The organism is Rossellomorea sp. KS-H15a, assembly GCF_024195245.1.
Classification (GTDB): domain Bacteria; phylum Bacillota; class Bacilli; order Bacillales; family Bacillaceae_B; genus Rossellomorea; species Rossellomorea vietnamensis.
Genome location: NZ_CP096886.1, coordinates 2,881,996 through 2,896,657, shown reverse-complemented (window position 1 = coordinate 2,896,657; position 14,662 = coordinate 2,881,996). Strand labels below are relative to the sequence as shown.

The following is a 14,662-nucleotide window of genomic DNA, read 5'->3' as shown; positions in this document are numbered from 1 at the left end:
CAGTATAAACGATAAAAACCATGCGGAAGCATGGTTTTTATTATGCAAAAGTTTCAACGGAAGACCATAGTTATATTGAAATAGTATTGGGTAAAACGGTATGTTATATCAGTATAATGAATAACGTGTATTGATTTTATGGTAGGATAATAAGGGATGAAAGTTATGTATAAAGGAGTTAAATAGATTACTATGAAATTAGTATCATGGAATGTAAACGGAATTAGAGCGTGTGTGAAAAAAGGGTTTTTAGATTATTTTCACAGCATAGATGCAGATATTTTCTGTCTTCAGGAAACCAAGCTTCAAGAAGGGCAAATCTCCTTGGATTTAAAGGGGTACCACCAATATTGGAATTATGCATTACGGAAGGGATATTCAGGCACTGCCGTGTTCACTAAAAAGAAACCTATGACAGTCTCGTATGGTTTCAATCAAAATCATATGGAACCTGAAGGGAGAATCATTACATGTGAATATGGTTCTTTTTACTTGGTGAATGTCTATACACCTAACTCGAAAAGAGATCTTTCGAGGATCAAGGAACGTCTTGAATGGGAGGATGCCTTGAGAGACTATCTCGCGGATTTGAATCTTCATAAACCGGTCATTCTATGTGGGGACTTAAATGTTGCGCATACGGAAATTGATCTGAAAAATGATAAGTCAAACCGTGGAAATTCAGGTTTCACCGATGAAGAAAGGGGGAAAATGGGACTGTTGCTAAAGGAAGGCTTTGTCGATAGTTTTCGTTATCTATACCCTGAAAAGGATGACGCTTTCAGTTGGTGGTCTTATATGAGTAAAGTACGTGAACGAAATATCGGCTGGAGGATTGATTACTTTATCGTCTCCGAACAATTAGCCCCTTCTATAGCAAAAGCCGAAATTCACTCGGATATTCACGGAAGTGATCATTGTCCTGTATACTTGGAGTTAGAGTAGTACATAAAGGAAATATAGAAGTAATCCATGTGGAGGGAATTGAATGTTACAGAAAAGAGTACAGCAGTATATTGATGAAATGAAAGGATCAGACATTCCTGTTCACCTGTTTAAACAAGAGAGAGACTATGTGTTGAATCACGGTTTACTGGATGCTGACGAGGTTGCCGTCCCGGAAGCGGATTCACGTTTTCGGGATGCATATATCGAGCGTTGTGATAAAGAAACCGAAGAACTGATCGGGGAAGAATCTGATGACTTTCTGGGTCAGCACATGACTTATTTGAAAGAACATAAAAACGAGTTCATTTACCTTGAATCCAAATGGTTCGCTTTGATTGGAGTGGACGCCGTTTCTGTGGAAGTGGATGACGTATTTGGTACGTATGATGCGATGTTGGGGTTAAAACTGCAAAAGAAGTATCGGAGTCAGATAGAGAGTTATTTAGACGGGTCTCTTGAAGGTGAATCATCTTATGATCTGTTGTTTAATGGAGAAGATGGGTTATGGGACTTGAATTTCACTTTGAATGACCACCGTGATTTTGATGAAAGTCAGACCATGCTTACGGTTTACGAGCTTATTTATGATTTTCTATTCAACCTTCTTCAAACTGTGGATGAGTCCTAAAAGAACGATCCCTCTCGAACAAATCCGAGGGGGATTTTATTTTGCCCTTTTTTGTTTGACCGGCTCGTAATCGAACAACTTTCCTTCATAGACCAGGTGGAATTGGGGGTACTTTCTGAAATCTTCCGGAGTGATCAGCGCAGGCAGCTTATCCCAAAGTTTGATACCGGAACGTTGAAGAATCTCTGCTACGAACTGGGAACAAAAGTAGGAGTTGCTGAATTCAACTGGTTCATTCATGGATACACCGAATACCCCTAGGATGTTATAGAGGAATTTTTTGCGGCTCCTTTTAAAGACGTTTAATACCCGCTTCATTTTTTCAATATCCCTATCCGTTACCTCCAATTGATAAATCACGCAAGTGGTATGTGGGTATTTGCTGTATGTACCATGAAAGATATCCTCTTTGACAAATCCTCCATTTATGGGGTTGTTAGGATGTTTCCGACCAAAGCTGTATAACTCGGTCAGTTCACGGTCGAAGGAAATGGACGCATGATTGTATGGGGCTTTCGTGTACTTTTTGATGGACTTTGTAAACAGGGTTCCTGTATCCGTCAGTAAAATAAAAATATATTTACTCTCCATAGCTCATTCCCTCTTTTAAAGTAGTAGAATTTCCCATATGCTTAATTATACAATAAATGCACCGTTTGAATACGGTCATTTGAGAAGGGGGATGAAAATGGATTCGGCCATTTGGACTTTATTTATTATTTTTATAGGATTGGTCCTTGTCAACGTATTGTTCTTACAAATCAAAAGAAATCAAAGGGGAAAAGACTTCTCAGGGATTTCCCTAAGAGTGAAAACATGGTGGGGAATGTTCGTGGTATTTTGTTTGGCGACTTTATTTAATCCTGTTATATCCATGTTTTCGTTAATGGTTTTATGTTTCTTTTCCCTTAAAGAGTATTTCTCCATGATGAAGACACGGAAAGCCGACAGGCGGATATTCTTATGGGCTTATGTATCGATCCCGATTCAGTTTTACTGGATCTATATAGGGTGGTATGGCATGTTCATAGTATTTATTCCCGTTTACGTATTTTTACTGCTTCCCCTGCCCCGGCTTTTAGGAAAAGGCACACTCGGATTCCTGCGCTCCGTTAGCTCAACCCAATGGGGGATTATGCTGATGGTGTTTGGTTTAAGTCACCTCGCATATTACCAGATTGCGAGCCCTGAATATGGGGCTAATCTTGTTCTTTTCCTGGTAGTGATAACCCAGGTAAGCGATATCGTTCAATTTGTTGTCTCCATGTATATCGGGAAGAGGAAGGTGGTTCCGACTTCAAATCCTTATATTACATGGGAAGGGTTTCTATCGGCGATGGTGGTTACAACCGGAGTGTCATATTTCTTGTATCCTTTTTTAACTCCCCTTGACATTCGATTTGGCATTCTTTCTGGACTCATCATCAGCATCAGCGGTTTTGTCGGAAGCTTGACAATATCCGTATTGAAGCGCGACCTTCTCATCGGCAATCAAGAAAGAGTAGCTGCGTTAAAAGAGAGCTACCTCAATCGTGTCGACAGCCTCGCTTATACATCGCCCATCTTCTTTCACATCATTCGATATTATTTTGATTTTATGTGAAGAAATAACAGAGGGACAGACCTTTAACAAGGTCCGTCCCTCTATGTGAATTTATCGTTTTTATTTTGTACGTTTGCTGATTTCTTCCGTCACAACATGAGCCAGGTCATCGTTCCCGAATAGGGATAGGACACCTAGTATAGTGGTGTCTGGAATTTCTTCGGACTCTTCTTTTGAAACGGTCAAGTCGATTCCTTGCTGCAGGGCGGGATTATCTCCCTGTTGGGGATACGCCCTTTGATAAAGTTCAGTGGGATCGAGGTCGTGATTCACACACCATTGTGCAAACACAAGGATCATCATATGTTCGTCCTTCTGATAATTCTGGATGATTTTTTCCTGCATTTCTTTAGAGTTCACTTCAAATCTCTCCTTAAACAGTAGATCTATCATTATTATAGCGGAGTTTGGGAAGGAAGCCTATTTATATCCTTTAGTGGACAGATAGGAATACATTTTTAAATGGGGGACGGAACGTGTATAATAGGTGGATAAGCAGAAACTTGTTTGATAGTGAAAGGAAGATAGATAAATGAATATTACCAATCATCATGTGGAAGAACTTAAAGACCCAACAGGGATTTTAAGCGGGGATCGTTATGAAGTGATGCTGGATGTTGAAGTACCCGAAGACGATGAACTGTATTCGGAACAGGGTATTTATATAAAAGCCATCTTTGTCCGGGACGAAAATGGAGCAAGGCTCGTACAATCTGCGATCATTGAAAGAAACACGGAGTCCTTCCTGGACTTTGAATTGGAAGAAGACGAAGAAAGGCTCCTTCTTGCTTACTGCGAAGAACATATTGCGTAAAGTGTATCGAAAGCATCACCCCCTTCATTTCTGAAGAAAGGGGATGGTGCTTTTTGTTATTGGGTAAAGTCTTGGTCACCAGAAAGATCCAATTAGAACCCATTCCTGCATTTTTGACTGATAATTCGGAGATTTCAGAGTTGGCATGAAATTTGCATGTTACCTTTATGAAAGAATGATTGGAAGGGAGAATGGTTGATGATTGGTTATTGGGGGAAAGTGAAGAAAGGAATCGTTGTATTGACTGTTTTGGCATTGATCGGCAGTATGGCTACTACTGGAATCATGGCCAAAAAGAATGAAAAGAACATTAAAGGGAACCTGGTGATTGTTGGAGGGGCATTAGGGAGCAGTAACTCAGATGTGTATGAAAAGTTCATTGGATTATCCGGAGGAAAGAAGGAAGCTAAAATAGGGATCATTCCATCCGCTTCCGGTTCTATGAAGTCTTCCGTTCAATTCAAAGAAGATTTGATCTCATATGGAGTGGATGAAAAATCCATTGAAATCCTTCCTTTTTCTTCTCATGATTTCAAAGGGACAGAAGAGGATGAAAGTAAATGGAAGAAAAACGCTGAAAATCATCACATCACCAAAAGGATAAAAAAACTCACAGGTATTTGGTTTGTCGGTGGTGACCAGCTGAAAATAACCGATACATTAATGAAAGAGAATGGGGAAAGGACAAAAGCACTGGAAGAAATATGGGGTATTTACCGGAAAGGTGCCGTACTTGGCGGGACAAGCGCCGGAGCCGCCATCATGAGTGACGTGATGATAACGGGTGGAGACAGCTTAGGGGGCCTCCGTCAGGAATTTACAACAGAGGACGTATCTAATCCGGAAGACGAATATGCACCAGTTTATATTGAGAAGGGACTGGGATTCTTTCAATGGGGCATTGTCGATCAACATTTCAATGAACGCTCCCGCCTTGGCAGGTTAGCCGCCACGGCCTTACGTTATAAAACGGCTGATGAAAAATTAGCCTATGGAATCGATGAGGATACGGCGATGGTTGTGAACAATCAGGAAGGGACCATTTCCGTATTGGGTAGATCCAATGTGACCATTGTAGATACTTCTGGCTCAACTACAACCGGAAGCGGGATTCGTGATCTTGATATCAGCTATCTCTCCCCAGGTGATAAGCTACAGGTGAAAACGAAAGAATTCACCATAGCTGAGGATAAGGTCGAAACAAAGGAATATGAATATTACAACTTTAAACCTCTTCCTGCCACCGGGGTCTTATCGTCGTATGGGACATTGCCGTACTATCTTTCATATTCGTTGGTAGACAATGAAGCGGTAGAAGAAGTATCCAGCTATCTTTATGATAGTAAAGGAAATGGATTTGAGCTTATATTCAAACAAACGGATGAAACAAATGGCTACTGGGGTTATGAGGATGGTCAAAAAGATTCTTATTCCATCCTTCATGTGAAAATGGATGTATCTCCTGTGAAAGTCAATTTTAGTGATAAAGATCGTCTACAACAAGACTTTAAGAAATCTACGCTCGACGTTCCCGAGAGTTCTTTTGATCCTGAAACAAAAGGAAGCTTGGTGATTGTCGGAGGTGCTTTAGGCAGCAGCAATGAAGAAGTTTATAATGAATTCATTAATCGTGCGGGTGAAAATGGGAAAATCGGGATCGTCCCGGCAGCAAGTTCCAGCTTGAAGTCCTCACATGCCTTTAAAGAAGATTTGACCTCATATGGAGTACAGGCGGACAACATCGATATCCTTCCTATATCCAATCATGACTTTAAAGGGACGGAAGAAAATGAAGAAGACTGGATGGACAATAAGAATGATTCTGGTCTTGCAAAACGCATCCTGGAGTATGATGGGATCTGGTTTGTGGGAGGCGATCAAACGAATATCACACAATCTTTATTGAACGAAGACGGAACGAATTCACAGGTGCTCAGCAGTATGTGGAGAATTTACCGAAATGGAGCGGTCCTTGGTGGTACAAGTGCAGGAGCCGCCATCATGAGTGATGTCATGATAGCAGGCGGTGGAAGCTACGACACACTATCAAAGGGGTTTACTGAAAACTATGATGGCATGTCCCAGCAAGAAGGCGGCCCCGGATACCTTGAGAAGGGGCTTGGATTCTTCCCGTATGGCATCGTTGACCAGCACTTTGATAAAAAAGCACGATTGGGCCGGCTGATTGCAACGACAGCAGTCTATGGAAAAGAAAATGAGTTATCTTATGGAATCGATGAGGACACTGCGTTGATCTTGGATAACGCATCCAAGACGGTTGAAGTAAAAGGAAGAGGCGGTGTATCACTAGTGGATTTAAGTCAGTCAGATCTGTCACCACCCACTCATACGTATAAAGATATCCGTTTATCGTGGATCACATCAGGTGATCAATACAATGTTGAATCGAAAGAATTCTCAATCAGCGACCACAAAGTGTCGACAAAAGACTATGAATACTATGAATATAGCGCGGGTCCACATACGGGAGTATTAACTCCACACCCGGGACTTGCAAACTACTTAAGCTACAGCCTCCTTGATAATTATGGTCAGGATGAAGTGAAAAGCTTTAGCTTTTCTCAGGGTGAAGGATTTCAGCTTACATTCAGTAAAGGAAATCAGACAGAAGGTTTCTGGGGGTACCGGGACGGGAACAAGGATGATTATTCATTCCTCGAAGTTAAGATGGATATCGATCCGGTAACAGTCACGATTGAAGACAACTAATATGGGAAAACAGCCCGGGAGAAATTTGCCCGGGCTGTTTTGCTATTCCAAGATAAATATGACAATTGAACTGTATGTATATGTTATATCATCTGATATACTTGTGATAACAAAGTGCTAGCAGATGATATCACATTGATAGAATAGGAGGGCGAACCTTGTCAGATCAAGGAAGAATGCAACTTAATGTAAGGGTTGATAAAGAAACGTCGGAGAAATTGGATGAAATTGTTGAATACTATCAGGAGAACACAAAAATTGGCAGGGTCTATAAAGGAGACGTTTTGACTGACATCATCCACAAATCCTATGAGGTCATGGAGAAGCAAAAAAGGATTCAAAATCGAAAATATTAGTATTCAGATACCCCTGGAGATAAATGAATTCTCATAGGAAACATGTGAAAAACAGGGTCATATATGTCATAATATAGGGGTAATTTCAAAACATTGAAAACAAAAGAGGTATTCAGCGTGCAAATGCCGAAAAAATTAATCAACATTCAAAGAGGTTCAGGTATTTCCCCCTACATATGGAGCATTATCAGCATCCTGCCATTTTACTTTATCTTTCAATCTTCTTCTACGATCGAAATTGCAGTGGGGATTTTCCTGACCATTACTTTTTTTATTTCTTTACGTTTTGCTTTTATCTCGAAGGATTGGCCGGTTTATTTATGGACATCGATATTGATTGCGATTTCCATCACCATGACCATCCAGTTTAATTTTATTTATTTTGCTTTTTACATTGCTTACTATAATGGGAATATAAAAAACCGGGTTGCATTTTTGACCCTGTACATCATTCATCTTGTCCTGACGACGGCATCGATCAATTATAATTTCGTGCTGCAGGATGAATTATTCCTTTCCCAGTTTCCTTTCATTCTGATTATCTGGATCAGCGTCATCCTGCTTCCGTTCAACATTTATAACCGGAATAAACAGGTTCAGCTGGAAGACCAATTGGAGGATGCTAATAAGCGGATATCGGATCTTGTCAAACAGGAAGAGCGTCAGAGAATTGCCAGGGACCTGCACGATACACTTGGTCAAAAGCTTTCATTGATCGGACTGAAAAGTGACCTTGCGAGAAAATTGGTGTACAAGGATCCGGAGCAGGCCAGAAGTGAATTACAGGACGTCCAGCAAACGGCAAGAACCGCATTAAGTGAGGTCAGGACGATGGTCTCCCAGATGAGGGGGATCCGATTGAAAGATGAAATCGTCAGGATCAAGCAACTCCTGAAGGCGGCTGAGATCGAATTCCGCATGACTGATGACACGACCATTCCTCAAACCTCACTCTTTTTGGAAAACATCTTAAGCATGTGCTTGAAAGAGGCCGTGACCAATGTGGTGAAACACAGTAAGGCTTCCTCCTGTGAACTGCTCGTTGAAGAATCGGATAAAGAGATGACCATTGTGGTGAAGGATAATGGTGTGGGGATCGGGAGTGATTACACAGAGTCCAAAGGCAGTGGCCTGATCGGGATGAGGGAGAGGTTGGAATTTGTCAATGGAAGCCTTGATATTGTATCGGTGGATGGTACGACCTTAATCATGAGGGTTCCGAAAGTAATCAAGCAGACAGACAGGGAGGGAATGGAATGATTCGAATTGTGATTGCGGAAGATCAGCGGATGCTGTTGGGCGCATTGGGGTCTCTATTGAGCCTTGAAGATGATATGGAAGTGGTAGGAAAAGCAGGCAATGGAGAAGAAGCCATTACCCTCGTTCATGAACTGAAGCCGGATATTTGTATCATGGATATTGAAATGCCTGAAAAAACGGGGCTTGAAGCGGCAGAGGAATTAAAAGGGGAAGATTGTAAGGTGATCATCCTTACCACTTTTGCCAGATCAGGCTACTTTCAGCGGGCATTAAAAGGTGGAGTGAAAGGGTATTTGTTGAAGGACAGTCCGAGTGAGGAACTGGCGAACTCTATCCGGCTTGTGATGAATGGTAAGCGTATCTATGCACCGGAGCTGATGGATGATGTCTACAGCGAAGAAAATCCCCTCACAGACCGTGAAAAAGAAGTACTCGAGCTCGTTGCCGATGGAAAAAACACAAAGGAAATCGCCGATGAACTAAAGCTTAAAACAGGTACTGTAAGGAACTATATCTCCACTATACTCGACAAGCTGGAAGTGAAAAACCGAATCGAAGCCATCACACAATCCAAAGAAAAAGGATGGTTTAAATAAAAAGAGGGACGGACCTTTTTGAAGGTCCGTCCCTCTTTAATAATTTTGCATGATATTGAATGTTTATTCGGATATGATAGGGATGTAGAAATGAACTGACGAAATTTCTAATAAAAAAATATATCATACCATTTATCCTGCTCCACCTTTTGCTGTCATTGAGTTCGACAGCCATATGGAATCCGATTAAGAATGATGATATTGTTTTTTTTATGTTGACAACTCAATGAATCATGATACGATAACATCGAAAACAAAATTTCATAAGACGATCCACTAGGGGTGCCTTCGAAAAGGCTGAGATTAAAGTGTGACTTTAAGACCCTTTGAACCTGATCTGGTTGAGACCAGCGTAGGGAAGTGGTGTTTGACGGTCACATAGAATATATTTCTATCATTCTGATCTCAAGCCACTTTCTGTATGCTGTATGCATAATGGAAAGTGGCTTTTTTGTTGCCCATTTCGGGTCGTCTGGAAAAGGAGCAGGAAATCATGACATTTTCAACAGTGTTACGAAACGAAGTCAACGACATTTGGGACGCAAGCTTCGATCATCCTTTCGTCAAAGGGATCGGGGATGGGACTCTCCCCATCGAGAAGTTCAAGTACTACCTCTTGCAAGATGCCTATTACCTTTCACATTTCTCGAAGGTGCAGGCGCTTGGTGCTGCAAAAGCATTGGACTTACATACCACATCACGAATGGCATCCCACGCTGTAGGAACCAATGAAGCAGAGCTTTCTCTTCATGAAAATTTCTCTAAACGTTTAGGGATCACGGATGAAGAAAAAAAGAATTTCAAACCGGCTCCTACAGCGTACGCTTATACGTCCCATATGTATCGTTCCGCAAGATATGGGGGCTTAGCTGATATCCTGGCGGCGATCCTCCCATGTTACTGGCTCTATTATGAGATCGGGGAACGCTTGAAATCATGCACGCCGGAACAACCGGTGTATCAGAAATGGATTGAGGCATACGGTGGGGAATGGTTTAAAGAGTTAGTGGAGGAACAAATCAATCGTCTTGATGAATTGGCAGAAACAATGACCCAACACGATAAAGAAAGAATGAAAGAAAATTTCATTTTGAGCAGCATTTATGAATGGCAGTTTTGGGAGATGGCTTACACCCTTGAAAAATGGCCGTTTCAGCATGCACTGGATGCAGGGAAAGAAATGAGCGGACACCATGTCTAAATTAAAACTAACCGATGTTTTAGTGACGGTGGTCATTTCCATCATGTTCGGGGTCATTTATAAGCTTTGGGGTCCATTTTATAACTTGTTGAAGCCGATCGGGTTGCATGCAGACCAACTCATCTATGGAATGTGGTTCATGGCGGCCACAGTAGCATTCTTGATCATCCGTAAACCCGGCGTCGCCCTTTTAGCCGAAATCGCCGCTTCTTCAGGAGAGTTTCTCATGGGCTCTGAATGGGGACTCGAGGTCCTTTTATTCGGAGTCATTCAAGGGTTAATGGCAGAATCGGTTTTCTTCCTGACGAAATATAGACGCTATGATCTTTCGATTATATGTTTTGCTGCGTTCGGTTCTGCATGGGGATCCATCTTCATGGATTACATGAAAGGGTATATGGGAGATTTAGTCCTTTGGAATCTGTCATTGTTTATCTTTGCAAGATTACTGGGATCGATTGTCATCGCAGGTGCAGGATCATTTTATTTGGTCAGGGCCCTCGAGAAAACCGGAGTCACAAGTCTGGTCAGACGTGCAAGTCAGGATGATTACGATGTATTGAACCAGTAAAGGGGATGATGCTTATGCATGTCGAAAACCTTCGACTTACCTATCCCGGAACAGGGAAACGGATGTTTAATGAAGTCAGTCTTTCTATAAATGAAGGGGAGAAAGTATTGCTATTGGGTCCATCAGGATGCGGGAAGTCAACACTTTTACATGTTTTATCCGGAGTGATCCCCCGCTCCGTGGATGTTCCCATGAGGGCTGCAAAATTGGAGGTGTCTGATTCCTATGGCTATGTATTCCAAGATCCGGATTCGCAATTTTGTATGCCATTTGTGGATGAAGAATTAGCCTTTGTGCTGGAGAATTTACAGACTCCCCGTGAAGAGATGAAAGGGGAAATACAATGGCTGCTATCGGAGGTGGGACTGGAACTTGAGGATCCCCATACGAAAATCTCAACATTATCAGGAGGCATGAAGCAGAAATTGGCCATTGCTTCTGCGCTTGCCCTGAGACCCGATACCTTGTTCCTGGACGAACCGACTTCATTATTGGATGAGGAAAGTACAAAGTCTGTCTGGAAAACAATCAAAGAAATCGGTTTAGATAAGACCCTGGTGATCGTAGAGCATAAACTTGATCACGTTCTTGACATGATCGATCGAATCATTCTTTTCGATGCCGATGGAACCATTATGGCGGATGGAGCGAAAGAGTGGATCCTGAACCAAAACAAAGATTCGTTGAAGAACTTGGGTGTCTGGTACTCGGGCGCATGGGAGGAATATCTGTCATCCCGTCAGATGAGGGAGAGTCCCTCATTCGGACCTGTGATTGCAAGAATGGAGGACTTTAAAGGCTATATTCAAAAGAAAGTGAAGATTCACCTGCCCTATGCCGTGATCCGCGAAGGGGAATGGATTGCTGTTACAGGAAGGAATGGTGCAGGGAAATCAACGTTACTGCACAGCTTAATGAAATTCAACCGTACTAGCGGGACGTACGAATTAAACGGAGTACAGATGAAAGGGAAAAAGATTTCTCAAGAATGTGCCTTCGTTTTTCAAAATCCCGAATTACAATTTGTCACCCATTCCGTTTTTGACGAAGTGGCCTATAGTTACCGGCTAAAGGATTTGAGCGAAGAAAGCATAGAGAGAAAGGTTTATGAGCTACTCCAGCGATTCAATCTTCGTTCATGTAAGGTACAACATCCTTATTCGTTATCCGTGGGTCAAAAACGCAGACTGAGTGTTGCAGCTTCCATCGTTCCCGGTAAGGATATTCTGTTATTGGATGAACCAACTTTCGGACAGGACGCTCACAATACATTTGAATTGCTCGAGATGCTACTTGAATTACAGAGTGAAGGCGTCACCATCTTGATGGTGACTCACGATATCAGAATCATCCAACACTATGCAACCAGGATTTGGACCGTCGAAGAAGGAAGAGTGGTTCAGGATGCGGATGTAGAAGCAGCGAGGAGTGAAGCATTATGAACATGGAAATAGCTCATAAACACACCTGGTTACATCGCATTAACCCGAGTATGAAATTGATCGTAATGGTTGCGCTTTTTCTGCTTTTACTTTTCGTTCATTACCTGAACTGGCTCGTGTATTTGACCTTGTTCACTTTCCTTTTATTGTGGTCATTCTCTGGATATTCAAAGAGGTTAGTGACGCTGATGGCCATGCCATTTTTCCTTGTATTTCTCTCTACGGCATCCTCGATGATCATGTTTGGGAAAGGAGAGACGACGTGGTTTACCTGGGGGATGATCCATGTAACAGAGGAAAGTTTTTATAGGGGGTTTCACATTGGTTTAAGGGCATTCCTATTCGCTGTTTTAGGCCTAATGTTTGCTCTGACGACGAGACCTGTCCTCCTGTTTTATTCACTTATGCAACAATTGGGCCTTAAGCCGAAGTACGCTTATAGTTTTATGGCCGGTATAAGGCTGATCCCCATCATGATTGAAGAATTTACTACCATTCGGAATGCACTGAAAGTCAGGGGCACCCGTGAACGAACGGGCTATACGAAACTTTTCCATACCATACAGTCTTATTCCATCCCCTTGCTGGCACAAAGTATCAGGAGGGCTCACAGAATTGCAGTTGCCATGGATACGAAAGGCTTTGAGGATGATGGGGAGAGAACCTATTTCTACAAAGTCGGATTATCGAAATTTGATGGCTATTTTATGGGGAGCATCATACTCATGGTTTCCATAAGTTACATTCTTTCTATTTATCTACCACTATTTCCGACGGGAGATGTTCGCTATGGAAATTGAAAAGAGAAGACGGCTACATGTCATTTCCACTGGTCAGCAATCAAGGGAAGTATTGGTGGAAATATCGAAAACCATTCACCCCTATATCGATATGCTTCATATCCGTGAAAAAACCTGGACAGCTGCGGAGTTGATTGAAACCGTTGATGAATTAACAGCTGCTGGTATTCCGTTAAGGAAGCTGTGCATCAATGATCGTGCAGACATCGCTTGGATGAAACATGTGAGAGGAGTCCAGCTTTCGCATCATAGTGCTCCTGTTGCTCTTGTGAAGGAACGTTTTCCATCTTTGAAGGTCGGTTCATCGGTGCACAGCATGCAAGAAGCACTTTGGGCATGTGACGAAGGAGCCGATTTTCTCCTATATGGGAATATCTATAAAACAATGTCGAAACCAGGGAAGCAAGGCACAGGGATTGTCAATTTGGAAGACATCGTATTGAACATTCCCCTTCCCATTATCGCCATCGGGGGGATTACACCCGGACGGGTTGAGGACATTTTGAGAACCGGGGCTAAAGGTATCGCGGTATTATCGGGGATCTTTCTTTCAGAAGACCCTCTTGAAGCAGTACGGGCTTATTATCAGGCAATCCATAAGGAGGTGAAACAGCTTGGCGAAAGCATATGATGTGGTGATTGTTGGGGGAGGTGTGATCGGCTGCTCGATTCTGTATCAGCTTTCCAAAAGAGGAAAAAAAGGATTGCTGATTGAGAAGGAACAATTGGCATCCAGAGCCTCAAAAGCTGCAGTGGGGATGCTAGGGGTCCATACGGAGCTCAATGGGGGAAGCCCCCTCTATCGCCTGGCGCAGAAAAGCCGGAATATGTACCCTGCCCTTGCACAGGAATTAAAAGAACTAACCGGTATGGATATAGAGTATATGGAAAATGGAATGATCAAACTGGCAAGGACAGAGGAAGAGGCACAGACGTTAGTAAGTGTTGCTTCCAAAATGGATCAGGATGAAGGGGTTGAATGGCTATCCTCTCCAAAACTATCAACCTTCGAACCTTATCTCTCTAAGCAGGCAACCGGCGGTTTGTTCATTCCGCGTGACGGGAACGTGTCGGCCGCAAAGCTGACAAAAGCACTGGGCCACGCGTCAGTCAGACTAGGGGCTGATATCAAGGAGTATACGGAAGTCCATGACTTTATTGTTAAAGGAAGCAGGATAGTGGGAGTCCAAACATCGATCGGCCCCTATTATGCATCTGAAATCATCGTTGCAGGCGGTGCGTGGAGTCAATCACTACTGGAGAGAGTCGGCTTGACACTTCACTCTTTTCCAGTTAAAGGTGAATGCTTTTCGGTGAAATACTCCAGGAAATTGGTGGAGAGGACCATTTTCACCGAGGGCTGCTACATTGTCCCAAAGGTGGGTGGCCAATTTTTAATAGGAGCAACAGAACATGCGCACACCTTTGATGAAGCCATTTCCGTTAGTGGAATGATGAGTTTAATGCAGAAAGCTACAGACATTTTACCAGAGCTGATCCATGCCGATTGGGAAAGAGCCTGGTCAGGGATACGGCCTCAAACAAAAGGAGGACTGCCTGTCATCGAAAGGAGCGAAAGCTTTGAAGGGCTTTCCATTGCAACGGGCCACTACCGGAATGGCATCCTCCTTGCTCCCATAACGGGAGTCATGATGGCAGACCTGATGGAAGGCAAAGAGAATCCATTACTACATTCACACATGGGGAGCTGAG

At 42.7% G+C, this 14,662-nt stretch carries 16 protein-coding genes and 1 riboswitch; of the genes, 14 read left to right on the top strand and 2 right to left on the bottom strand.

The annotated features are described in order from the left end of the window. Positions 1-192: 192 nt before the first annotated feature. Both M1J35_RS14735 and M1J35_RS14730 read left to right on the top strand, forming a co-directional pair. Positions 193-945 carry an exodeoxyribonuclease III gene (locus tag M1J35_RS14735; RefSeq protein WP_224519905.1) on the top strand — a complete coding sequence of 251 codons (753 nt, stop codon included), beginning with the start codon at positions 193-195 and terminating at the stop codon, positions 943-945. A gap of 43 nt (positions 946-988) precedes the next feature. Beyond that, a complete protein-coding gene (locus tag M1J35_RS14730) occupies positions 989-1,576 on the top strand; it encodes a branched-chain amino acid aminotransferase (RefSeq protein ID WP_254651591.1) in 588 nt (195 codons plus the stop codon). Between the two features lie 36 nt (positions 1,577-1,612). Here the strand turns inward: M1J35_RS14730 and M1J35_RS14725 are convergent, their stop codons facing one another. Beyond that, on the bottom strand, positions 1,613-2,167 hold the full coding sequence (locus M1J35_RS14725; protein ID WP_254651590.1) for a hypothetical protein: 555 nt from the start codon (positions 2,165-2,167) through the stop codon (positions 1,613-1,615). A 97-nt stretch (positions 2,168-2,264) separates the two neighbouring features. Between M1J35_RS14725 and M1J35_RS14720 the strand changes: the two genes are divergently transcribed. After that, positions 2,265-3,179 (top strand): phosphatidate cytidylyltransferase, encoded by a 915-nt coding sequence (locus M1J35_RS14720; protein WP_224519908.1) that lies wholly within the window; start codon positions 2,265-2,267, stop codon positions 3,177-3,179. Positions 3,180-3,239: 60 nt separating this feature from the next. Here M1J35_RS14720 and M1J35_RS14715 read toward each other — a convergent pair whose 3' ends face one another. Next, on the bottom strand, positions 3,240-3,539 hold the full coding sequence (locus M1J35_RS14715; RefSeq protein ID WP_224519909.1) for a hypothetical protein: 300 nt from the start codon (positions 3,537-3,539) through the stop codon (positions 3,240-3,242). A gap of 172 nt (positions 3,540-3,711) precedes the next feature. Between M1J35_RS14715 and M1J35_RS14710 the strand changes: the two genes are divergently transcribed. The 11 genes from M1J35_RS14710 (at position 3,712) to thiO (ending at position 14,661) form a co-directional block, all read left to right on the top strand. Beyond that, on the top strand, positions 3,712-3,993 hold the full coding sequence (locus M1J35_RS14710) for a DUF6509 family protein (protein ID WP_034759138.1): 282 nt from the start codon (positions 3,712-3,714) through the stop codon (positions 3,991-3,993). Between the two features lie 198 nt (positions 3,994-4,191). Then, positions 4,192-6,723: a cyanophycinase gene (locus tag M1J35_RS14705; RefSeq protein ID WP_254651589.1), complete on the top strand. Its 2,532-nt coding sequence runs from the start codon at positions 4,192-4,194 to the stop codon at positions 6,721-6,723. 158 nt (positions 6,724-6,881) lie between these two features. Continuing rightward, a complete protein-coding gene (locus M1J35_RS14700) occupies positions 6,882-7,079 on the top strand; it encodes a hypothetical protein (RefSeq protein ID WP_254651588.1) in 198 nt (65 codons plus the stop codon). A gap of 123 nt (positions 7,080-7,202) precedes the next feature. Next, positions 7,203-8,339, top strand: a complete 1,137-nt coding sequence (locus M1J35_RS14695) for a sensor histidine kinase (RefSeq protein WP_254653769.1) — start codon at positions 7,203-7,205, stop codon at positions 8,337-8,339. Beyond that, positions 8,336-8,935, top strand: coding sequence for a response regulator transcription factor (locus M1J35_RS14690; RefSeq protein WP_254651587.1), 600 nt, complete (start codon positions 8,336-8,338; stop codon positions 8,933-8,935). The genes M1J35_RS14695 and M1J35_RS14690 overlap by 4 nt, the downstream gene beginning before the upstream one ends. Positions 8,936-9,203: 268 nt before the next feature. After that, positions 9,204-9,311: riboswitch (TPP riboswitch) on the top strand. 117 nt (positions 9,312-9,428) lie between these two features. Then, on the top strand, positions 9,429-10,136 hold the full coding sequence (gene tenA / locus M1J35_RS14685; protein ID WP_254651586.1) for a thiaminase II: 708 nt from the start codon (positions 9,429-9,431) through the stop codon (positions 10,134-10,136). Next, positions 10,129-10,707 carry an ECF transporter S component gene (locus M1J35_RS14680; RefSeq protein WP_254651585.1) on the top strand — a complete coding sequence of 193 codons (579 nt, stop codon included), beginning with the start codon at positions 10,129-10,131 and terminating at the stop codon, positions 10,705-10,707. The genes tenA and M1J35_RS14680 overlap by 8 nt, the downstream gene beginning before the upstream one ends. Before the next feature lie 14 nt (positions 10,708-10,721). Next, a complete protein-coding gene (locus tag M1J35_RS14675; protein WP_254651584.1) occupies positions 10,722-12,149 on the top strand; it encodes an ABC transporter ATP-binding protein in 1,428 nt (475 codons plus the stop codon). Continuing rightward, the gene (locus M1J35_RS14670; protein WP_254651583.1) at positions 12,146-12,949 is read left to right on the top strand and encodes an energy-coupling factor transporter transmembrane component T family protein; all 804 of its coding nucleotides are present in this window, start codon (positions 12,146-12,148) and stop codon (positions 12,947-12,949) included. Before M1J35_RS14675 ends, M1J35_RS14670 begins: the two co-directional genes overlap by 4 nt. Beyond that, positions 12,939-13,580: a thiamine phosphate synthase gene (locus tag M1J35_RS14665; RefSeq protein ID WP_254651582.1), complete on the top strand. Its 642-nt coding sequence runs from the start codon at positions 12,939-12,941 to the stop codon at positions 13,578-13,580. The genes M1J35_RS14670 and M1J35_RS14665 overlap by 11 nt, the downstream gene beginning before the upstream one ends. Continuing rightward, the gene (thiO, locus tag M1J35_RS14660; RefSeq protein ID WP_254651581.1) at positions 13,564-14,661 is read left to right on the top strand and encodes a glycine oxidase ThiO; all 1,098 of its coding nucleotides are present in this window, start codon (positions 13,564-13,566) and stop codon (positions 14,659-14,661) included. Before M1J35_RS14665 ends, thiO begins: the two co-directional genes overlap by 17 nt. Position 14,662 lies beyond the last annotated feature (1 nt).